Source organism: Pseudomonas sp. BP11-1-1 (assembly GCF_052112105.1).
In the GTDB taxonomy this organism is placed as follows: domain Bacteria; phylum Pseudomonadota; class Gammaproteobacteria; order Pseudomonadales; family Pseudomonadaceae; genus Aquipseudomonas; species Aquipseudomonas alvandae.
Map to the genome: position 1 here is coordinate 369,621 of NZ_JAUTYU010000005.1, position 19,769 is coordinate 389,389.

A 19,769-nucleotide genomic window follows, 5' to 3' on the forward strand; every position below is an offset into this window, starting at 1 on the left:
AAATATGCCGTCCCTATATGCCCAATGATCGGAGATCAGCGTAGATCAATATCCGAGATTTCGAAGACCGCGCAGTTGCGTCAGGTTGCAGTCCAAGGCCCCGGCGCTGGGGCCGTTGTTGTTCAGCACCACGTTGAGCTGGGTCATGTTGTTGACCAGGTTGCTGTTGCCCAGCAGGCGGGTGTTCTGCAACAAGCCACCCTGGGCCACCTGTTGCAAGGTGCTGCCCTGGTTGTGGCTGGCCTGGATCGCCATTTGCACGCCGCTGCCGGTGGCGGTGACCGCGACGCTGCCGGCGGCGTTGCTGCCGCTGATGGTCTGGCCCTTGGTCAGCAATTGGCCTTGGGATGGCGCCAGGGCAGGTGCCTGGCTGCTTTCCTTCACGTTGATACTGACGTTGTTGTAGGCGCTGTTGCCATCGCCCGCGGCTCGCACGCTCTGGGTCACGCCTTGGCCTGAGCCAAGGCCGGCACCGCCGGTAATCGTGCCGCTGCCCTGTTCCGGGGTGCTGCCGTTACCGGTTTGCTTGATGGTCGAGACGTAGAATTGCGGTTTGACCGTTGTGGACTGGATCTGCATGGAACTGGACGCGCCGATCACGTCGCCACTGGCGTTGCGCCAGGTGCTGCTCATGACGATGCCAAAGCTGATGACCCTTCCGGGCATGACGTAGCGACCGCGCAGCTCGGCGAGCTCCTGGTCCTTAACTTCGATGGGTTTGAAACCGGCGTGGGCGAGACCCGACGTCGTTGCGGCCAGGCAGGCCAGCGTGAGCCAGTATGAGCGTTTCATGTGTTGCTCCCGGAGCATCCTGCTCCTTTTGTATTTTATTGGCAGTTGTACGGCGCTTAGAAAAAGTCGCTCTGGATGAAGCCGAAATCCATCAATTCCGCGTCCTTGACCGGGTTGAAACCGTCCAGTTTGTTTCGTGCCGTCAGCGGTTGCGGCGGGCTGCGCAAGGCGTTGGTCTTGTCGTAGCCGGGGCCGACGATGGCAAAGACGATGCCGTTCCAGCCTTTGGCGAACTCATCATGGGCGTAGCGCTTGTGCCCAAGCACCGGGTCGGCGACATAGACCCATTGCTTGTCAGCCCGCTGCAAGACCACAAAATGCTTGTAGCCGCGGATTTCCATCAGGACCACGACCGGGATCGTCACCGCTTCGAGTTTTTCCGACGGTATCCGATACCCACGGGCGCGCATGCCGATGGTTTCCACGTAGCGCTTCATGTCCAGCATGGAAAACCCCTGGGTACGAACCAGGTCCTGGTCGGCGTTGACCAGCATGCCCTTGATGACGTGCTCTTCGTCGACGTCAAGCCAATAGGCCTGGCGCAACACCGTGGCCAGCGCGGCGGCGCCGCAACTGAAATCGGTTTTCTGTTCGACGATGTCGCTGAACTTGCGCTCGCGCACGCTTTGCACGGGTTTGTAGATGAGCATGCCGCCAGGCAGGGCGGCGACGGGCATCTGTGCGGCCTCGGTCGCGCAGGCAAAGCAAAAGAGCAGGCAAAGGACAGTCGCACGCATGATCGATACGCCTGATGGACATCCGGGAAAAAAGCCCCTTTTTCCAGCAGCACCCTTCATCTAAAGCATTGAAATGAGTCCGTGGCGAGGGAGCTTGCTCCCGCTGGGCTGCGGAGCGGCTCCAAGATTTTGCGGTTGCTGCGCAACCGAGCGGGAGCAAGCTCCCTCACCACAAGATTCATCCAAACCCTAGGGGAACAGCATTACTGTTGCCGGGGCTTCGTTTCATGCGCGTCTACATGCAAGCCTTGCAGCCGGCCGCAATCGACAGCGAGTTGCTTTGCTGGTTGCCCACGCCCGCCGACACGTTGGCGCCGCCGTTACCGGAGAAGCCGTTCATGGAGTTGGTCATGGTGGCGTTGTTGTAGACAGGGTTTTTCCAACCGTCGCGAGTCAACACTTGCTGGGTATTGCTACCGGCCAGTTCGAACGTGCCTGCGACGGAGATCTTGTCGCCATCATGGCCGCCGCCGTAGCCACCTTTGTCACCCCAGCCACCTTCTTCTTTGATGGTGCCTTTGGCCTTGAAGGAGCCCGAAGCTTCGTAGGTGTTGGTAAGGGTGTCGGTCTTGTAGTTCTTCACGCCTTTATTGTCCACGACGAGACCGGTGGAGGACTGGTCAGCCGAAGCCGAGGCCTGGGCGACACGGCCACCCGACACGGCAATGGCCAGGTTGTTTTTCTGCTGGTTGAAGTTGCCGGCGGTCACGTTGATACCGATGTTGCCGGAGCCGTTGTTGCCCGCGCTGGTCAGCGAGGCGTTGTTTTGCGTGGAGTTGTTGTTCACATGGTTGTTGTTATTAACTTGCGTGGCGCTGGAAGCGGCGACAGCCGAACCGAAGATGAAGCTCTCGTCGGCGGTGGCCAGTGCGGCGGCGTTGTCTTGCTGGTTGCCGTCGCCAGCGGCGATGTTGGCGCCCATGTTGCCGTTGCTGCCGTTGAGCGAGTCAGTGGCTTCGGCGGTATTGCGGGTCGCCTGGTTGGTCACTACGTTGCCGTCGCTGTTCTGCTCATCCAGCACCGTGGCCCCAGCGCCGGCACTGATGGAGAGCAATTGTTCCAGCGTCGGCCCTTTGGGACCATGGTTGCCATGGCCATTGCCATGACCGTTGTTGTCGTTTCCTCCAGCCTGTGCAGCCATTGCCATGACAGCGGCGAGAGCGAAAACCAATGGTTTGAGCGCCATTGTAGGTTTCATGGTGTTTCTCCTTGCGTGTCGTTGGTTAAGTGTTGGTACTTTCTTATGTACTGCGCTTATGTGCTGCGCCGGGTCAGTCAGCGACCCGGATGCTCAGGGTGTTAGCCATGCGGTTCCCCACCCCGGCACTCTGGTTCACCTGGATCACCCCTCGGCTGCCGGTGAAGGCCTGGTCGCTGGTAGCGACCTGGCGACTGCCGGTTGGGGTGTCAGTTGTTCCGGAGTTCGGTACCAGCGCCACGTTCTGCTGGGAAAGGGCGCTGTCATCCATGCTCTGCGGGCGGGCACTGATGCCCACGCGCATGACATTGGCCATCTGGTTATTGGCGCCGGCGGACTGGTTGACGCCCAGCACACCGTTACCGTTGGTGAATGAGCTGCCGCCGATGCGCGCGCTGGCGTTCAGCGCCGGGCTGGCCGGTGTGTCGAGGCGTTGGCGCACGACGGTGGTCGCCTGGGCGTTGGTGCCGATGGCGATCGCGCGGGTGTTGGTCTGCTGGGTCTGGTCGCCAGCCGCCTGGTTGAGGTTGAAGTTGCCGGTGTAGCGGCTGCCGGAATTCTGCAGGTCGGCGTGGCTGCTCACTGCCACGCCTGGATCGGCGAGTGCGGCGGATGAGCCGAGCAGGGCGATCATGAGCCAGGTCGGGTTCATCTCACTGGCCTCCCGCCAGCCGACCCAATGGGGCCAGGCCGGAACTCAGCGAGCGGTTGATCGTGCCGGAAATCGCGCCGCCGCTACCGCCGCCGTGGCCGGCACCCATGCCGGGCATGCCGTTGGGGTTGGTCACGACGTTGAGGCCTTGGACGCCGGTGTTCGGGTTGACCGTGTTACGGATCGTCGAGCCGCTGGCCACGCTGGCGAATTCGCCGTCGCTCAGCTCGGTGCTGGCGGTCGCCTGGTTGATCCGATCGGACGGATTGGCATTGACGGTGGTCGGGTAGGGGTCTTTGCCGCCATTTCGACCGATATGAACGGGTTGCACGTCACGGTTGAGTACGATGACGCCGTTGCCCTCGGCCTGCGCCGGCACACTGAGCGTCGCGCTGGCGGCGCAGCCGATCAACAACAGACAGATCAACCTTCCGTTGAATGTCCCCATGACATCGATTCCTTCTTCACTGGACGCTGGCCCTAGTCAGCGTTGCGAAGAGGAAGAGCAGGTGTTGTGCCGTGTTTTGAAAAGTCTTTGGATTCAACCGTTTGCAAGTAATGGCAAATGTCTGGCGCGCAACCTGTTTCATTCCTGAGACTGGGTTTGCGGCCCACGACACGCCGCCCGCCGTCGTATGGCTCTGGATCCAGGCTTGGGAAGAGGGTGTTTCAGTGACTTGACAGTCAGGCCGGTGATGACGTGAAGCGGCGTTGGATCCGGCTTTCGCGTGTGCTTGCTGTTTCAGCGATGTAACAACTCAAGCCTGGAGTAGCCGGGAAACGGCCGCAAACACCTGATCACGACGTTGGGCCCAATCACCTTCGATCTTGACGAAAGGTTGCCGCTGGCGAACCAGCCAGCCTTCGATGGCTTCGAAAAAAGCCACGCGTTCGGCTAGCGCTGGCTGACAACGCAAGCCATCACTGACCCATTCGACCTGCTCGGGACTGAGCAGCAGATGCAAGTCGTAATGACGCGCCAGCAAGGCCGGTTCGAGCCAGCTCGGGCAGTCGCCAAACAAGGTCTGGCTCCAGAGAATATTGCTCAGCAGGTGAGTGTCGAGAATCAGCAGCGCTGGCTGCCGGGCGCGGGCCGCGTCTTCCCGGGCCAGTTGCCCGGTGGCGATGTCGGTGATGTCGGCCAGGCAGGTGTCGCGCTGGGTCTGTTCCATGAAATCGCGCACGTATTCATCTACTCGCAAGCCGCCAAAGTGGGCCTGCAATTGCGCCGCCAACCAGCTCTTGCCACTGGACTCCGGGCCGGTCAGCACCACCACCTTCATACGCGCAACGCCGGGTCGGCGCGCCATTCCCGCCAGCCTTGCACTGCCAGCAGGGTAAACAGTGCATAGAGCGCGGCGGTCAGGTACAGGCCTTTGTAGATGAACAAACCCACGAAAATCACATCCAGGACGATCCACAACGGCCAGCATTGCACGCGTTTCTGTGCCATCCACCACTGGGCAACCAGACTGAACCCGGTGAGCGCGGCGTCGAGCCAGGGTTGCGCGGCGTCGGTCCAATGGGCCATTGCCGCGCCCAGCGCCAGGCTGCCAGCCGCACCGATGGCCAGGCCGAGCACCACCGACGGGCCTTCCAGGCGCGTCACCTGTCGCCCGTCGTGGTTGCGCCCGGCGCGGGTCCACTGCCACCAGCCATATAGCTGCAGGACGGCGTAGACGACCTGCAGCAACATGTCGGAATACAACTTCACGTCGAAGAAAATCCAGGTGTAAAGCAGCACCATGACCAGGCCGATCGGCCAGCACCAGGGGTTCTGCTTGACGGTCAGCCAGACAGCGATCACGCCGAGGGCTGCGGCAAACAGTTCAAGCCCGGACATGGCGGTTCCTTGGAGGAGTTGAGGAGGGCGGGGATTGTAAACGCTATGGGGCGCGGAGCTCCAACTTCAATGCTGAATGCACTGGCGCTATCGCGAGCAAGGGGGATGAAAGTGGACAACGAACCTGAAGTCAGCGCCGAATCAATGTGGGAGCGAGCCTGCTCGCGAAAGCGGAACTTCAGCTTGCCTCCATGCTGAATGTTCCACCGTCTTCGCGAGCAGGCTCGCTCCCACAGGGTGTTTCTTCCAGAGGTGCTTCTCAGACCCGGAATTGCTTGAGCAAGCCGTTCAGCTGTTCGCTGAGGTCCTTCAGGCGCGCGCTGGCCAGGCTCGATTGCTCGGCAGCCACGGCGGTGCTGTGGGAGAGCCCGGCGGCCTGGGTGACGTTCTGGTTGATGTCTTCCACCACGTGGGCCTGCTGCAGGGTGGCGCTGGCGATGGAGGCATTCAGGCTGTTGAGATTGCGCAGCGCCTGGCCGATGGCATTGAGGCTGGCGCCTGCAAGTCCGGCCTGCTCGATGGTCAGTTGCGAAGCGCGGCTGCTGTCGCTGATGACCTTTACTGCCGCTTCGGAGTGGTTTTGCAGGCGTTCGATCATGGCCTGGATTTCGGCGGTGGATTTTTGCGTGCGCTGGGCCAGCAGGCGCACTTCATCGGCCACCACGGCAAAGCCGCGACCCTGTTCGCCAGCACGGGCGGCTTCGATCGCCGCGTTGAGCGCCAGCAGGTTGGTCTGCTCGGCGATAGAGCGGATCACTTCCAGCACGCTGCCAATCTGGGTGCTTTCACTGGCCAGGGTGCGGATCACCTCCACGGCCTGGTCGATGGTCTGGGACAGCCGGTCGATCTGTTGCAGGCTGCCGTCGATATTGACCTGGCCCTGCTGGGCCTGGGACTCGGCGTCGCGCATCTCGCTGGCCGCGTGTTCGGCGTTTTTCGCCACGTCCTGCACGCCGTAGGTCACTTCGTTGATGGCGGTTGCCACCAGCTCCATTTGCTGCGATTGCTGCTGGCTGCGCTGCTGGGCCTGGGCGGCGTCGTTGCCCAATTCGCTGGACGATTGGCCCAATGCGCTGGCCGAGACCTGCAACTGGCCGACGACTTGCCGCAGTTTCGCGGTGAACGCGTTGAAGTGCCGCGCCAATTGGGTGACTTCATCCTGGCCATGGGTATCGAGGGTTCGAGTCAGGTCGCTTTCGCCACTGGCGATGTTGGCCATGGCGTTTACGGTCTCCTGCAGAGGGCGGACGATGCTGCGTACGATCAGGGTCAACAACAGGCCCATCAGCAAAGTGATCACCAGGCCGACCAGCGAGGCCTTGATCAGTTGGGCCTGGAACTCGGCCTGGACGTCATCTATGTAGACGCCGGAACCGATGATCCAGCCCCAGGGTTCGAACAGCTGGACATAGGAGGTCTTGCCCACCGGCGCCTCGGCGCCCGGTTTCGGCCAGAGGTAGTTGATCATGCCGGCGCCCTTGGCCTTGGCGATGGCGACCATTTCATTGAACAGCGCATACCCGTTGGGGTCGCGGATGGCCGAGAGGTTCTGGCCTTCGAGCTTCGGGTTGGCCGGGTGCATGACCATGACCGGCGTCAGGTCGTTGATCCAGAAATAATCCGTCTGGTTGTAGCGCAGGCCGCGAACGGCGCTGAGGGCCTGCTTTTGCGCGGCCTCGCGGGTCAGGGTGCCGGCGGTTTCCAGGCCATGGTAGTAGGTGAGCACGCCGCTGGCGGTCTGCACCACGTGCTGGGTTTTCTGGACCTTGGCCTGATACAGATCGCTGTGGATCTGTTTGAGCATCAACGCGCCGAGCGTGAACAACATCACGACCGCCACGATCAGGATGAGCCACAAGCGTCGGCTGATCGATACACTGCGCAAGCTATTCATACGCTGTCACTCCGGTTTTTATTCTTGTCATATACGACGGCCGGCACTTTAACGTTCGGCGGCCCTGCTGAATTGACCTGGGTCATGACGCGGCAGCGTTATCAGGGCTTGTCTGATAGGATTTCGGCCCCGCAGCGCAAAACCTGAGTCGGTTCTGCTTTTTCATTGGTTTTTTTTGCAAGGTCGCGGTTATCGTGCAGCCGCTGCGTGCACCTGCATGACGTTTAAATAGTGATGAGGCCTGAACAGACAGGCGTTTTTGGGGGAAGAATGGATTTGTGGACGGCCTTTTCGGCATTGATTCTTGGCGTGGTTGAGGGGCTGACGGAGTTCCTGCCGATTTCCAGCACGGGGCACCAGATCGTCGTTGCCGACCTGCTCGAGTTCGGGGGCGAGCGTTCGATGGCTTTCAACATCATCATCCAGCTCGGCGCGATCCTCGCGGTGGTCTGGGAGTTTCGGCGCAAGATCTTCGATGTGGTGCTGGGCCTGCCGACGCAACCCGGTGCCCGTCGGTTTACCGGCAACCTGCTGATTGCCTTCTTTCCGGCGGTGATCTTGGGCGTGCTGCTCGCCGACTGGATCCACCATTACTTGTTCAACCCGATTACCGTCGCGACCGCGCTGGTGCTGGGTGGGTTCGTGATGCTCTGGGCCGAACGGCGCCAGCATCAGGTCCACGCCGAAACCGTGGATGACATGACGTGGAAGGATGCCCTGAAAGTCGGCCTGGCCCAGTGCATCGCGATGATTCCCGGCACCTCCCGCTCCGGGGCAACTATCATCGGCGGCCTGTTGTTCGGCTTGTCGCGCAAGACCGCCACCGAGTTCTCGTTCTTCCTGGCGATGCCGACCATGGTCGGTGCGGCAGTCTACTCGGGCTACAAATACCGCGAACTGTTCGTTCCGGCGGATTTCCCGGTGTTTGCCATTGGCTTCATCACCGCGTTCATCTTCGCCATGATCGCCGTCAAAGGCTTGTTGCGGTTTATCGCCAGCCACAGCTATGCGGTATTTGCCTGGTATCGGATCGCGTTTGGCCTGTTGATCCTGGCGACCTGGCAGTTTGGCTGGGTGGACTGGTCAGCGGCCAAGCCATGACCGAATCGGCCAGGCGCGCCGCGCATAAAACCGGCGGAGCCGTGCAGAACCTGCGGTTCAAATTGGCAGTTTTCGCGCTGCTGTGCGCGTTGCCGTTGACGGGGTCGCTTTTGCTCGGGCTGCAAGGCGAGTCCTGGGTGCCGATGGTCGCCTATGGCAGCGTCAGCCTGGTGGCATTCCTGCTCTACTGGAGCGACAAGCGCAAGGCGCGGGCGGACGCCTGGCGCACGCCGGAAAATGTATTGCACGCCGTCGAACTGGCCGGCGGCTGGCCCGGCGCGTTGCTGGCGCAACAGGTGTTTCGCCACAAGACCCGCAAGGTGTCGTTCCAGGTGGTGTTCTGGTTCATCGTGCTGTTGCACCAGGGATTCTGGATCGACCAGTTGTTCCTGGGCGGGCATCTGTTGGCGTTGTTCTAGCCGCCACGCATCCCTTGTGGGAGCGAGCTTGCTCGCGATAGCGGTCTTAAATCCAATATTGATACTGGTTGGGCTGACCTCATCGCGAGCAAGCTCGCTCCCACAGTGGGTCGGTTGTACCCGCCAGCCACCGCTACAGCAACAACCCAACCTGCGTCCGCTTCGGCAATTTGCTCACCACCAGTTGATGGGAGCGCTGCAGCAACCCGCGCAATTCATCATTCCCCAGCGGGTAGGGCACGTTCATGATGATCCACTGTGCCCTGGCCAGATAAGGCGCCGGATGGATACCTGGCCGGTCGCAATGGCCGAGGAACAGGTCCTTGTCGACCTTGAACGCCAACGAATCGCTGCGCAGCCCCTGCAGGGCGAACATCTTGTTTCCGGCGATGGAAAACACCCGCACGCCACCCCATTTGTAATCCTCCCTGGCCCCTGGCAAGCCCAGGCAAAACTGTGCGACATCCTCTTCGCTCAAGCTCATATCGTTTTGTCTCCACATTGTTCGAACGCCGCCACCAGGTGATCGATCCAGGCGCGCACCGCCGGCAGCATACCGCGCCGGTGAGGATAAACCGCCTGCAACCAGCCATCGGGCGATGACCAGCCGGGCAGCAGCTCCACCAACCTGCCGTCCTGCAGTTCTTCTTCGCAATACATGCTGGGCAGCAACGTGAAGCCCAGGCCGGCGAGGGCGCAGGCGCGGCGCACGATGAAATCGTCGATGCCCAGGCGCGCTTCCAGGGCCAGCTCGACATTTTGCCCCGTGCTGTCGAGCAGGCGCAGATGGACCAGCCGATCGGCCTCCAGCGCGCCCAACACCGGCAGTTGCCTCAGGTCGTCCGGGGTTTCGATCCGCCGTCCCTGGGTGAAGGCCGGGCTGGCGACCATCATCAGCCGGGCCTGGCGCAAGCGTCGCGTCATCAGCAACGGGTCTTCGTCGCCAAGATCGCGCACGCGCAAGGCCACGTCGATGCCTTCGCCGATCAAATCCACCCGCCGGTTCAGCAGGGTCATCTCCAATTGCACCTGGGGAAACTTCGCCAGGAAGGTTTCGATGATCGACGGCAAGAACTGATGCGCCAGCCCCACGGGGCTCGACACCCGCAACCGCCCGCGGGGTTCGCTGGACATGCTCGCCACTGCCTCGTCGGCCATTTCCGCTTCGAGCAACATCGCCTGGCAATGACGCAGGTAGCGTTCGCCGACGGCGGTGAGCTTCAACTGGCGCGTCGTGCGTTGCAGCAGGCGGGCACCGAGGCGTTCCTCCAACTCGGCGATGCGCCGCGACAGCCGGGACTTCGGGATACCCAGCAAGCGCCCGGCAGCCGCGAAGCCATCGGCTTCGACCACCTTGGCAAAGTAATACAGATCGTTGAGGTCTTGCATGTCCGGGCTCGATTGTCCTGTCAGTGGAACGAACTATCGCATTATTGCTGACTTATCGACCATTGGTTTCATCGATAGGATTGTTCTCAATTGATCGCCCAGCCGCGATCCTCACTTGGAGAGCACTCACATGAAACTGTTGCACATCGATTCGAGCATCCTCGGCGACAATTCCGCTTCGCGCCAATTGAGCCGTGAGCTGGTTCAAGCGTGGATAGCCGCCGAGCCGGACATTTCCGTCACCTACCGTGACCTGGCCGCCGACGCCATCAGCCACTTCTCCTCCCAGACACTGGTTGCCGCTGGCACCAGCGCCGAGCTGCGTGACGCCGCCCTCAAGCACGAAGCCGAGCTCAGTGAGTCGACCATGGCCGAATTCCTCGCGGCGGACGCCGTAGTGATCGCAGCGCCGATGTACAACTTCAGCATCCCAACGCAACTCAAGGCCTGGATCGACCGCATCGCCGTCGCGGGCAAGACGTTCCGCTACACCGAAGCCGGTCCTGAAGGAATGTGTGGTGGCAAGAAGCTGCTGATTGTTTCCACCTCCGGCGGCTTGCACGCCGGCCAGCCGAGTGGCATCGGCCATGAGGAATACCTCAAGCTGGTCTTCGGTTTCCTCGGCATCACCGACATCGAATTCGTCCGCGCCGAGGGCCTGGCCTACGGTGATGACATGCGCGCCAAAGCCATGCATGAGGCCCAGTTGCAGATTGGCCAGCAGTTCGCCGCTGCGTAAGGCTTGCGTAAAAGCCCCAAGCATTACGGGCAACCTTCGCAAAACCCTGTATTCTCGTCGTCATTGGATGGCCGGGATGCAGGGTTTTCCTGCATTTGGCGTCGGTTTCTGGCGCAGGTTATGCACGGCCAATGTGCGAGCAGCGGGGCCTTCCCGCGCGCTGGTGAAGGTGGAAGATTCAAATGAAACGTCTTGGTGCAGCGTTGCTGCTTTGTCTGGCTACCAGTCTCGGTTCGGTGCACGCCGCGCCGGCGCCGCATCCGCATTGGAGCGCCGGTTTTCATGAGCTGAGCTTCCTCGATCCGCTGGATCAACAGCCGATGCACGCCATCGCGTTTTACCCCTCGACTGCCCGGGAGCAATCCAGCTCGCTGGGGGGCTATCAGATCGACGCGGCGCCGGAGGCCCAGATCGCCATCGGGCGGTTTCCGCTGTTGATGCTGTCCCACGGCAACACGGGCACGCCGCTGGCCCTGCATGACCTGGCCACGTCACTGGCTCGCAAGGGGTTCGTCGTGGTGGCGGTGATTCATCCCGGTGACAACGCCCAGGATCACAGCCGGCTCGGTACCTTGAGCAACTTGTACGGTCGGCCGATCCAGATTTCCGAGGCGATCACCGCGACATTGAATGACCCGATGCTTTCTCCCTTCGTGAATGCCGGCCAAGTCGGCGTCATCGGTTATTCGGCGGGTGGCGAAACCGCCTTGATCCTGTCCGGCGCCACGCCAGACCTCAATCGCCTGCGCCGCTACTGCCAGGAACGACCGGACGACCGCGACGCGTGCAATACCCAAGGTGAACTGGTTGCCGATCGTGATGACCTGTCCCCGGTGGCGGATCCCCGGGTTCGTGCATTACTGCTGATGGCGCCGCTGAGCTTGAAGTTCGGGCGTCACACCCTGGCGGATGTGCATGTGCCTGTGCTGTTGTATAGCGGTGACGGCGACAAGCTGGTGGCGTTTGACAAGAATGCCGCCGCGCTGGCTCGCAAGCTCCCCACGGCGCCGGATTTCAAGACCTTGGCCGGGGCAGGGCACTTCGTATTCCTGGCGCCCTGCACCGACGAGCAGATCGCGGCGATGCCGGCGCTGTGCACCGATGCCGATGGCGTCGACCGCAAGGACATCCATCGCACCATGATCACCGAAGCCACTCGCTTTTTCAGCGACGCCCTCGGCAAGCCGACGCGGGCCGGCTTGAGGACGGCAGATCAATAATCGGCTTTTTCGGCCCGACGCCTCAGCAACAAGGCCAGTCCCAGGCCGACGACCGAAAGCAGTGCCGCAAAAAAGAAAATCGCGGGGTACCCCAGGTTCGACGCCACCGCGCCCATCAGTGGCCCGGCAATCGCCAATGCCAAGTCGAAAAACACCGCGTAGGCGCTCAATCCGGCACCCCGGCTGCTGTTGGGTACCTGCTTGATAGCCTCCACCCCCAGCGCCGGGTAGACCAGCGACAGCCCGAAACCCGCCAGTCCCGCGCCGATCAAGGCGAACGCGGTGGACGGCGCCAGCCACAGCAACACCAAGCCCAGGGTTTCGATGCTCATGCAGACAATCGCCGAGCTGAAACCGCCAAAGCGGGCGATGCTGGAAATGAACAACAGCCGCGACAGGATGAAGCAAATGCCGAAGACCGTCAGGCACCACGCCGCGCCGGTCCAGCCGCGGCTGACATAGAACAGCGTAATGAAGGTGGTGAGCGTGCCGTAGCCGATCGAGGCCAGGCACAGGCTCGTGCCGAACGGTGAGATGCGTCCGAACACCGCCCAGAACGGCAGGCGCTCGCCGCGCACGACCGGCACCGAGGGTTTGTTGCGAATCAGCAGCAGCGCCATGCCGGCCAACAATGACAAGGCGATGCCCAGGCTGGCGAAGCCGAGGCTGCCGACCATCACCACCCCCAGCGGCGCACCGATGGCGATGGCCCCGTAGGAAGCGATGCCGTTCCAGGAAATCGACCGGGCCGTGTGCTCCACGCCGACCTGGCCCATGCACCAACTGATCGTCCCTACGCCGATCAGGCCCTGGGCTACCCCGAGCAACAGACGACCGGCGATCAGGATCAGCAGGCTTGGCAGTGCGAAATCCTGCAGCAGTGTCGAGATCAATGTCAGCACGCCGCTGAGCAGAATCCCCAGCAAGCCATAGACGATGGCCCGCTTGGTGCCGACGCTGTCCGACAACCGCCCGGCCATGGGCCGGCTGAGCAGGGTGGCGAGGTACTGGGAACCGATGGTCAGCCCGGCGATGACCGCACTGAAGCCCAATTGCTCGTGGACATACCCGGGCAACACCGCAATCGGCAGGCCGATGCAGAGGAAGGCAATGAAGGTGTAGAAAACGATGGAGACGATCTGCAAGGTGATCGACAAGGAACTGGGAGCGGGCTGGGCTGTTGGCATGGGACTCGTTCGCGGGCAGCGGCAGGAGTGTTTCATCATGGCGTGTGACGGGAAGAAAAGGAAGCTGGCTAACGGTTTGCTTGTGTCATGGCCCTCGCCACAGGGGTATCCATGGATTCTGTGCTGTAGGAATGAAAAAGCCCCGTCACATGGACGGGGCTTTCACTTGCAGCTCGAAGCTTACAACTCGCGGCTGCTCTTAGAACATCACACCCTGGCTGCGCAGGTAGTCGTCATAGGTGCCGCTGAAGTCGACCACGCCGTCGGCGCTCAGCTCGATGATGCGGGTTGCCAGGGACGACACGAACTCGCGGTCGTGGCTGACGAAGATCAGCGTGCCCGGGTAGTTCTCCAGCGCCAGGTTCAGCGCTTCGATGGATTCCATGTCCAAGTGGTTGGTCGGTTCGTCCATCACCAGCACGTTCGGCTTTTGCAGGATCAGCTTGCCGAACAGCATGCGGCCCTGTTCACCACCGGAGATGACCTTGACCGACTTGAGGATCTCGTCGTTGGAAAACAGCATGCGGCCCAGGGTGCCGCGGATGATCTGTTCGCCCTGGGTCCACTGGCCCATCCAGTCGAACAGGCTGACATCGTCTTCGAAGTCGTGGGCGTGGTCCTGGGCGTAGTAGCCCAGCTCCGCGCTTTCGGTCCACTTGACCGAGCCAGCATCTGGCGTCAGCTCGCCCATCAAGGTGCGCAGCAGGGTGGTCTTGCCGATGCCGTTCGGGCCGATGATTGCCACGCGCTCGCCGGCTTCGACGGTGAAGCTGAAGTTCTTGAACAGGGTCTTGCCGTCGAAGCCCTTGGACATGCGCTCGATGGTCACGGCCTGGCGGTGCAGCTTCTTGGTCTGTTCGAAGCGGATGAACGGGCTGACGCGGCTCGATGGCTTGACCTCGGCCAGCTGGATCTTGTCGATCTGCTTGGCGCGGGAGGTGGCCTGCTTGGCTTTCGAGGCGTTGGCCGAGAAGCGGCTGACGAACGTCTGCAGTTCGGCGATCTGGGCTTTCTTCTTGGCGTTGTCCGACAGCAGTTGCTCGCGGGACTGGGTGGCCGCGATCATGTACTCGTCGTAGTTGCCCGGGAACAGGCGCAGCTCACCGTAGTCCAGGTCGGCCATGTGGGTGCAGACGCTGTTCAGGAAGTGCCGGTCGTGGGAAATGATGATCATGGTGCTGTTACGCGCCGTGAGGATGTTTTCCAGCCAACGGATGGTGTTGATGTCCAGGTGGTTGGTCGGTTCGTCGAGCAACAGCACTTCCGGATTGGAGAACAAGGCCTGGGCGAGCAACACACGTAGCTTCCAGCCTGGCGCGACTTCGGTCATCGGACCGAAATGCTGTTCCAGGGGAATGCCCAGGCCCAGCAGCAGCTCACCGGCGCGGGATTCGGCGGTATAGCCGTCCATTTCGGCGAACTCGGTTTCCAGCTCGGCCACGGCCATGCCGTCTTCTTCGGTCATTTCCGGCAGCGAATAGATGCGGTCGCGCTCGGCCTTGACCTTCCACAGCTCTTCATGGCCCATGATCACGGTGTCGATCACGGTGAATTGCTCGTAGGCGAACTGGTCCTGGCGCAATTTACCCAACCGTACGTTCGGCTCCAGCATCACCTGGCCGCCGGACGGTTCGAGGTCACCGCCGAGGATTTTCATGAAGGTCGACTTGCCGCAACCGTTGGCGCCGATCAGGCCGTAGCGGTTACCCGCGCCAAACTTGACAGAGACGTTTTCGAACAGTGGCTTGGCGCCAAACTGCATCGTGATGTTAGCTGTAGAGATCAAAGGTTTATCCTGCGGAACATTCAGAGTAGCTAAGGGTGCGGCAGTACCTGTTCAGTACCTGTTTGCGCCGATCCGCACCGCGCTAGAGGCTTCGCGGTCGCAAGCGCAAGGGTCCATCCGGCATAAGAGGACAGCAGCATACGGAGCGCCTGGCCCGAGTGCATATGCGCCGAAGTCGGGATTTCCGGCATCGGCCAAAGGGGGCGCGTGATATTTGGCGGCGATTGTACTGATCTGGGCGCGTTAACGATAGGGTGTTGCCCTGGCTAGACAGTTTTTCACAACTGAGGGATAACTTCAGGTTACAAACTGTGGCTAAAATGCCATCTCACTCGACGCCTCTCCCTTGCCGCTTGGCTGGCCTGGAGAAGTAGCCTCTTCACTTCTGGACCCAACCGATTCCGTGAAGCTCATCATCGTTGCGATCTATCTCCTCTCCATTGGCTATGTGCATCTGCGCGGACGCGTGCGGCACAAGCTCGGCCGTCAACTGAGCGACCACTCGTCCTTCCTCGCGCCGATCAATTGCCTGCTGTACTTGTGTTCCAAATGGCCGAACAAGCCGTTTTTGAATCCCGAGCAATTCCCGGACTTGAGCCCGCTGCAGGCGCATTGGGAAGAAATCCGCGCCGAAGGCCAGAGCCTGCTGCAGGCGGGGGCGATCAAGCGTTCCGACCAATATGACGATGTGGGTTTCAACTCGTTCTTCAAGACCGGCTGGAAGCGCTTCTACCTCAAGTGGTACGGCGACAGCCATCCGTCGGCCATGAAGCTGTGCCCGCGCACGACCGAACTGGTACAAGGCATCGGATCGATCAAGGCGGCGATGTTCGCCGAATTGCCGTCCGGCTCGAAACTGGTGCGCCATCGCGATCCGTATGCCGGGTCCTATCGCTACCACCTCGGCCTGCAGACGCCCAACGATGCCGGGTGCTACATCAATGTCGACGGCGAGACCTATCACTGGCGTGATGGCGAAGCGGTGGTGTTCGACGAGACGTTCATTCACTACGCCGAAAACACCACGCCGCAGAACCGCATCATCTTGTTCTGCGACGTGGAGCGGCCGATGAAATACCGTTGGGCCACGGCGTTCAACCGCTGGTTTAGCCGCACCGTCATGGCCGCCGCCGGCGCGCCGAATGATGCCGGCGACAAGACTGGCGGCCTGAACCGGGCATTTTCCCGGCTGTACAAGATTCGCCTGCAAGGCAAGGCGCTGAAGAAACGCAATCGCAAGCTGTATTACTTGCAGAAATGGGCGTTCTTTGGCGCGCTGCTGGCGATTTTCGTCTGGATCTGACGGATTCAGGGTTTTTCAGCCTCCAGCTGGTCCCACATCCTGGCGGTGATCCGCTGGCGATGGCTATAGCCTTCCCACGGATCGGCGCCCAGGCCCTTGGCCCGTTCCAGTGCAGTCTGGATATCCCATTGCTGGGCATTGCGCAGGTCTGCGAGCTCATCCCGGGCGATCGGCACCGACACCGGTAGCCCGGGCCTTGCGCGCACCGAATACGCGGCCACTGTACTGGCGCCGCGGGCGTTGCGCAGGTAGTCGACGAACACCTTGCCCACGCGGTTTTTCGGCCCCATGGTCGCGGTGATTCGTTGTGGCATCTGCCGGGTCAGGAATTGCGATATGGCCTTGGCGAAGGCCTTGGTGGTGTCCCATCCCTCGCTGCGGGCCAGCGGCACGATGATGTGCATGCCTTTGCCACCGCTGGTCTTGAGAAATCCTTGCAAACCCAGCTCGTCGAGGACCGACAAGGTCATGCGCGTCGCCTCCAGCATGGCGCTCCAGGGCAGTGACGGATCCGGGTCCAGGTCCAGGACAAACAGATCGGGCGCTTCGATCCGGTCATGGGTCGCCGTCCAGGTGTGCAACTCCACCGCGCCCATCTGCGCCGCGCCGACCAGGGCATGGATACTGTCGATTTCCATCAGCGGCGCATGGCCCGGGTCCAGGCGCGGATCCAGCTGTTTGATATGGGGGATTTCCAGGCGATCGGCATGCTTCTGGAAAAACAGCTCCTCGCCGATTCCCTCCGGTGCCCGCACCAGCGCAACGGGCCGCAACTTGAGGTGCGGCAGGATCCACGGAGCGATCTCCAGGTAATATTGCGCCAGCTCGGCTTTCTGCACGCCACTGACGCTATCGACCACGCGGTCGGGGTGGGTGATGACTACACCGTCGACTTTGGCGGTGTCGCCCTTGGTACGTCGCTTGGGTTTAGGCGCCGCAGCTTTTATCGGCATGGGTTGCTCGCGGACCACGCGATTGGCCTGGCTGTCACCCGGCAGATCGAGGAACACCGCCTGGCGTATCAGGCCGTCGCCGGCCCACTCGGCGAATTCGACGTCGCACACCTGCGTCGGCTCGACCCAGTGCACACCGCGCCCCTGTGCGCCTTTGAGCGGCTGGTCCAGTGGTGAGGTCTGGCGTTCCTGGGCACACAGTTGTTCATGCAGTTGCTTGAGCTGGGCCTGGCTGAAACCCGTGCCAACCCGGCCGGCATACGCCAGCCCCGACGGCCCGTTGACCGCCAGCAACAGCGCACCGAAACCGTTGCGCTTGCCCTGCGGGCGTGTGAACCCAACGATGACGAAGCATTGGCGCAACCGACACTTGAGCTTGACCCAATCGGGGTTGCGTCCCGAGACATACGGGCTGCCCAGGCGTTTGCCGACCACGCTGTCGAGGGAGAGGGCTGAAGCGCTTTCGAAGATGTCATGTTGGCTGGCGGAAAACGCTTCGGAAAACCGCAGGCGTTTGCTGGCGTTGTTCTTCAACGCATTTTTCAGCGCGGCGCGGCGTTCTTCCAAAGGTTTTTCACGCAGATCGACACCGTTGAGAAATGGCGCGTCGAAGAGGAAGTACACCATGTCGACGCTACGACCGATCTCGAAGGCCTGGCGCAGGGCGGGGAAGTCGGAATGACCGGTGTCGTCGAGCAGGACCAGTTCGCCATCGAGCCAGCTGTCGCCCAGGTCCAGCTGCGTCAGGGCCTCGGCATGCAGCTTGAGGCGGTCGGTCCAGTCCGTGTGGTGGCGGTTGAACAGCCGGACCTCACCTTTTTCGATGCGCGCCAGAAGCCGATAACCGTGAAATTGCACTTCATAGCGCCATTCCCCGGCGGGTGGTTGTTCCACCGGCGTGGCCAGCTGCGGTGACAGGCGCTCCGGGAGCTGGCTCGTGGCTGCCTGCTTACCCCGTCGGGCGCGGCTGCGAGTCGTTGTGGCGTCCGCTTCCACGGCGGACAGACGGGCAGATTCACTCTCGGCCTTGGCCATGACAGATTCCCTTGTGTGACAGGCGCCCGGGGTTCAGCCCCGGGAGGCCTTGGTGGCTTTTTTAGCTGGAGCGGATTTGCGTGTTTTCGTCGATTTTGCCGCGGGTTTTTCGGCGGACTTGTCGGGCGCCTTGCCTTTGCCTCCCAGGCTGCGCTTGAGCAGCTCGGTAAGGTCGATGACGTCGGCGGTCTTGCGTTGTTCTTCGCCGGGGTCGGTTTCCACTGCTTCGAGCCGGCCTTCGGTGGCCTTTTTCTCCACCAGTTCCATGATCTTTTCCTGGAAGCTGTCGCGATATTCCTGCGGCTCCCAGTCGCCACTCATGTCTTCCACCAGGCGCTTGGCCATGTCCAGCTCGCCCTTGGCCAGCGTCGGGCTGGTGACTTCGTCGCCCAGTTCCAGGACGTCGAGCTCGCGCACCTCGGCGGGCCAGCGCAGCATCACCAGCACCAGGGCCGATTCCAGCGGCATGAGCGCCGCCAGGTGCTGGCGGGTATGCAACACTACATTTGCCAGGGCGACCTTGTTGGTCTTGAGCAGCGTCTCGCGCAGCAGCGCATAGACCTTGCCGCCACGCTTGTCAGGCGCCAGGAAGTAAGGTTTGTCGATGTTCTGCAGGGGAATTTTTTCGCTGTCGACGAAAGAGAAAATGTCGATGGTCTGGGTGGACTTGGGGTGGGCGGCGCGAATTTCCTCCTCGCTGATCAACACATACTGGCCTTTCTGGTATTCGACGCCCTTGACGATGTCGTCCTTGGTCACTTCCTTGCCCGTGGTCTTGTTGACGCGCTTATAGCCCACCGGGTCCATGGTGCGTTTGTCCAACCAGTCGAAATCCACCCCTTGGGAGGCCGTGGCCGACACCAGCGCCACGGGGATGTGGACCAGTCCGAAACTGATTGCGCCTTTCCAGATTGCCCGTGCCATGGTGCAGATTTCCTTACCGGTGAATGGTCTCTCTGGTGACACTGGGAGATTTGGAAAAGTTTCCATCCGGCGCCGGTTGGCTGCGGTTGGCGCCTGGGTTTGTCCAAAATCCGAGACGCTTGGTTACATCTTCGTCCGGACATTTCGCCTGACAACAGCGAACCTGCGGCGTAGCGTGCTTTCGATATATCGGTGCCGTATCCGTGAATCCGGGAGGTGTCCCATGAACAGGCTGATGTTCGCCATCGCAGGGTTATTGATGAGTACCGCCGTCCAGGCAACTACGCCTGGTCACGGTCCCGTGCTCCTGGCGCAGAACTTGCCGGGCAACAACAATCCCTACAACAGCCCGATTCGCCGGGCCAATCCCAACAGCATGCAGGGCACCCAGCCCAACGTGCCGACGCTACGTGACAACCCGACCGTGCCCGTTCCTCGGCCACCCACCTTGGAAAATGGCGGCATCGGCAATGGCTATCCGCGCTCCGGCCCGCCACCGGGCTCGCCGCGCCCCACCCTCGAATCACCGACGCCGCCCAGGAACCCGAACAATGGCAATCGCTGAGGCGCCGTCTGATCTACCCATCACCACAGAAG

At 61.6% G+C, this 19,769-nt stretch carries 20 protein-coding genes; 6 read left to right on the forward strand and 14 right to left on the reverse strand.

The annotated features are described in order from the left end of the window. Positions 1-45 precede the first annotated feature (45 nt). The 8 genes from Q7C33_RS14010 to Q7C33_RS14045 form a co-directional block, all read right to left on the reverse strand. Complete coding sequence (locus Q7C33_RS14010) at positions 46-792, reverse strand: hypothetical protein (RefSeq protein WP_198796959.1); 747 nt, start codon at positions 790-792, stop codon at positions 46-48. A gap of 56 nt (positions 793-848) precedes the next feature. Then, entirely contained in the window at positions 849-1,529 is a 681-nt protein-coding gene (locus Q7C33_RS14015; RefSeq protein ID WP_407683576.1) for a C39 family peptidase, read from the reverse strand. A gap of 235 nt (positions 1,530-1,764) precedes the next feature. Next, entirely contained in the window at positions 1,765-2,727 is a 963-nt protein-coding gene (locus Q7C33_RS14020) for a heme utilization protein (RefSeq protein WP_198796957.1), read from the reverse strand. 73 nt (positions 2,728-2,800) lie between these two features. Then, positions 2,801-3,379: a hypothetical protein gene (locus tag Q7C33_RS14025; protein ID WP_030142705.1), complete on the reverse strand. Its 579-nt coding sequence runs from the start codon at positions 3,377-3,379 to the stop codon at positions 2,801-2,803. 1 nt (position 3,380) lies between these two features. Then, the gene (locus tag Q7C33_RS14030; RefSeq protein WP_030142704.1) at positions 3,381-3,827 is read right to left on the reverse strand and encodes a hypothetical protein; all 447 of its coding nucleotides are present in this window, start codon (positions 3,825-3,827) and stop codon (positions 3,381-3,383) included. Between the two features lie 310 nt (positions 3,828-4,137). Next, on the reverse strand, positions 4,138-4,662 hold the full coding sequence (locus Q7C33_RS14035) for an AAA family ATPase (protein ID WP_198796999.1): 525 nt from the start codon (positions 4,660-4,662) through the stop codon (positions 4,138-4,140). Then, a complete protein-coding gene (pnuC, locus tag Q7C33_RS14040; protein ID WP_198796955.1) occupies positions 4,659-5,222 on the reverse strand; it encodes a nicotinamide riboside transporter PnuC in 564 nt (187 codons plus the stop codon). The genes Q7C33_RS14035 and pnuC overlap by 4 nt, the downstream gene beginning before the upstream one ends. Positions 5,223-5,481: 259 nt before the next feature. Then, entirely contained in the window at positions 5,482-7,116 is a 1,635-nt protein-coding gene (locus Q7C33_RS14045; protein WP_030142701.1) for a methyl-accepting chemotaxis protein, read from the reverse strand. A gap of 270 nt (positions 7,117-7,386) precedes the next feature. On the opposite strand from Q7C33_RS14045, the gene Q7C33_RS14050 reads away from it, so the two are divergent. Beyond that, entirely contained in the window at positions 7,387-8,217 is an 831-nt protein-coding gene (locus Q7C33_RS14050) for an undecaprenyl-diphosphate phosphatase (protein WP_407683577.1), read from the forward strand. Further along, positions 8,214-8,636: a DUF1294 domain-containing protein gene (locus Q7C33_RS14055; RefSeq protein ID WP_407683578.1), complete on the forward strand. Its 423-nt coding sequence runs from the start codon at positions 8,214-8,216 to the stop codon at positions 8,634-8,636. Before Q7C33_RS14050 ends, Q7C33_RS14055 begins: the two co-directional genes overlap by 4 nt. 133 nt (positions 8,637-8,769) lie before the next feature. Here Q7C33_RS14055 and Q7C33_RS14060 read toward each other — a convergent pair whose 3' ends face one another. Continuing rightward, positions 8,770-9,120 carry an MmcQ/YjbR family DNA-binding protein gene (locus Q7C33_RS14060; protein WP_407683579.1) on the reverse strand — a complete coding sequence of 117 codons (351 nt, stop codon included), beginning with the start codon at positions 9,118-9,120 and terminating at the stop codon, positions 8,770-8,772. Further along, positions 9,117-10,025 carry a LysR substrate-binding domain-containing protein gene (locus Q7C33_RS14065; protein WP_407683580.1) on the reverse strand — a complete coding sequence of 303 codons (909 nt, stop codon included), beginning with the start codon at positions 10,023-10,025 and terminating at the stop codon, positions 9,117-9,119. Before Q7C33_RS14065 ends, Q7C33_RS14060 begins: the two co-directional genes overlap by 4 nt. Before the next feature lie 130 nt (positions 10,026-10,155). On the opposite strand from Q7C33_RS14065, the gene Q7C33_RS14070 reads away from it, so the two are divergent. Both Q7C33_RS14070 and Q7C33_RS14075 read left to right on the forward strand, forming a co-directional pair. Then, positions 10,156-10,764, forward strand: coding sequence for an FMN-dependent NADH-azoreductase (locus tag Q7C33_RS14070; protein ID WP_407683581.1), 609 nt, complete (start codon positions 10,156-10,158; stop codon positions 10,762-10,764). 182 nt (positions 10,765-10,946) lie between these two features. Then, entirely contained in the window at positions 10,947-11,984 is a 1,038-nt protein-coding gene (locus tag Q7C33_RS14075) for an alpha/beta hydrolase family protein (protein ID WP_030142695.1), read from the forward strand. Here the strand turns inward: Q7C33_RS14075 and Q7C33_RS14080 are convergent. Beyond that, positions 11,978-13,171, reverse strand: a complete 1,194-nt coding sequence (locus tag Q7C33_RS14080; protein ID WP_030142694.1) for an MFS transporter — start codon at positions 13,169-13,171, stop codon at positions 11,978-11,980. The two genes, Q7C33_RS14075 and Q7C33_RS14080, sit on opposite strands and share 7 nt — an antisense overlap. A gap of 199 nt (positions 13,172-13,370) precedes the next feature. Continuing rightward, positions 13,371-14,957, reverse strand: a complete 1,587-nt coding sequence (locus Q7C33_RS14085; RefSeq protein ID WP_030142693.1) for an ABC-F family ATPase — start codon at positions 14,955-14,957, stop codon at positions 13,371-13,373. 403 nt (positions 14,958-15,360) lie between these two features. Here Q7C33_RS14085 and lpxO point away from each other — a divergent pair, with 403 nt between their 5' ends. After that, positions 15,361-16,260, forward strand: coding sequence for a lipid A hydroxylase LpxO (gene lpxO / locus Q7C33_RS14090; protein ID WP_198796952.1), 900 nt, complete (start codon positions 15,361-15,363; stop codon positions 16,258-16,260). 5 nt (positions 16,261-16,265) lie between these two features. Here lpxO and ligD read toward each other — a convergent pair whose 3' ends face one another. Further along, on the reverse strand, positions 16,266-18,248 hold the full coding sequence (ligD, locus tag Q7C33_RS14095) for a DNA ligase D (protein WP_407683582.1): 1,983 nt from the start codon (positions 18,246-18,248) through the stop codon (positions 16,266-16,268). Positions 18,249-18,281: 33 nt separating this feature from the next. Continuing rightward, the gene (gene ku, locus Q7C33_RS14100) at positions 18,282-19,172 is read right to left on the reverse strand and encodes a non-homologous end joining protein Ku (RefSeq protein ID WP_198796951.1); all 891 of its coding nucleotides are present in this window, start codon (positions 19,170-19,172) and stop codon (positions 18,282-18,284) included. A gap of 223 nt (positions 19,173-19,395) precedes the next feature. On the opposite strand from ku, the gene Q7C33_RS14105 reads away from it, so the two are divergent. Then, a complete protein-coding gene (locus Q7C33_RS14105; RefSeq protein ID WP_030142689.1) occupies positions 19,396-19,737 on the forward strand; it encodes a hypothetical protein in 342 nt (113 codons plus the stop codon). Positions 19,738-19,769 lie beyond the last annotated feature (32 nt).

Excerpts from the sequence above, each read along its gene's own strand:
- Q7C33_RS14030 (WP_030142704.1), bottom strand. The coding sequence starts at position 3,827 with ATGGGGACATTCAACGGAAGGTTGATCTGTCTGTTGTTGATCGGCTGC.
- Q7C33_RS14105 (WP_030142689.1), top strand. The coding sequence starts at position 19,396 with ATGAACAGGCTGATGTTCGCCATCGCAGGGTTATTGATGAGTACCGCC.
- Q7C33_RS14035 (WP_198796999.1), bottom strand. The coding sequence starts at position 4,662 with ATGAAGGTGGTGGTGCTGACCGGCCCGGAGTCCAGTGGCAAGAGCTGG.
- Q7C33_RS14055 (WP_407683578.1), top strand. The coding sequence starts at position 8,214 with ATGACCGAATCGGCCAGGCGCGCCGCGCATAAAACCGGCGGAGCCGTG.
- Q7C33_RS14050 (WP_407683577.1), top strand. The coding sequence starts at position 7,387 with ATGGATTTGTGGACGGCCTTTTCGGCATTGATTCTTGGCGTGGTTGAG.
- Q7C33_RS14080 (WP_030142694.1), bottom strand. The coding sequence starts at position 13,171 with ATGCCAACAGCCCAGCCCGCTCCCAGTTCCTTGTCGATCACCTTGCAG.
- Q7C33_RS14070 (WP_407683581.1), top strand. The coding sequence starts at position 10,156 with ATGAAACTGTTGCACATCGATTCGAGCATCCTCGGCGACAATTCCGCT.
- pnuC (WP_198796955.1), bottom strand. The coding sequence starts at position 5,222 with ATGTCCGGGCTTGAACTGTTTGCCGCAGCCCTCGGCGTGATCGCTGTC.
- ligD (WP_407683582.1), bottom strand. The coding sequence starts at position 18,248 with ATGGCCAAGGCCGAGAGTGAATCTGCCCGTCTGTCCGCCGTGGAAGCG.
- ku (WP_198796951.1), bottom strand. The coding sequence starts at position 19,172 with ATGGCACGGGCAATCTGGAAAGGCGCAATCAGTTTCGGACTGGTCCAC.
- Q7C33_RS14065 (WP_407683580.1), bottom strand. The coding sequence starts at position 10,025 with ATGCAAGACCTCAACGATCTGTATTACTTTGCCAAGGTGGTCGAAGCC.
- Q7C33_RS14025 (WP_030142705.1), bottom strand. The coding sequence starts at position 3,379 with ATGAACCCGACCTGGCTCATGATCGCCCTGCTCGGCTCATCCGCCGCA.
- Q7C33_RS14075 (WP_030142695.1), top strand. The coding sequence starts at position 10,947 with ATGAAACGTCTTGGTGCAGCGTTGCTGCTTTGTCTGGCTACCAGTCTC.
- Q7C33_RS14060 (WP_407683579.1), bottom strand. The coding sequence starts at position 9,120 with ATGAGCTTGAGCGAAGAGGATGTCGCACAGTTTTGCCTGGGCTTGCCA.
- Q7C33_RS14045 (WP_030142701.1), bottom strand. The coding sequence starts at position 7,116 with ATGAATAGCTTGCGCAGTGTATCGATCAGCCGACGCTTGTGGCTCATC.
- Q7C33_RS14020 (WP_198796957.1), bottom strand. The coding sequence starts at position 2,727 with ATGAAACCTACAATGGCGCTCAAACCATTGGTTTTCGCTCTCGCCGCT.
- Q7C33_RS14015 (WP_407683576.1), bottom strand. The coding sequence starts at position 1,529 with ATGCGTGCGACTGTCCTTTGCCTGCTCTTTTGCTTTGCCTGCGCGACC.
- Q7C33_RS14010 (WP_198796959.1), bottom strand. The coding sequence starts at position 792 with ATGAAACGCTCATACTGGCTCACGCTGGCCTGCCTGGCCGCAACGACG.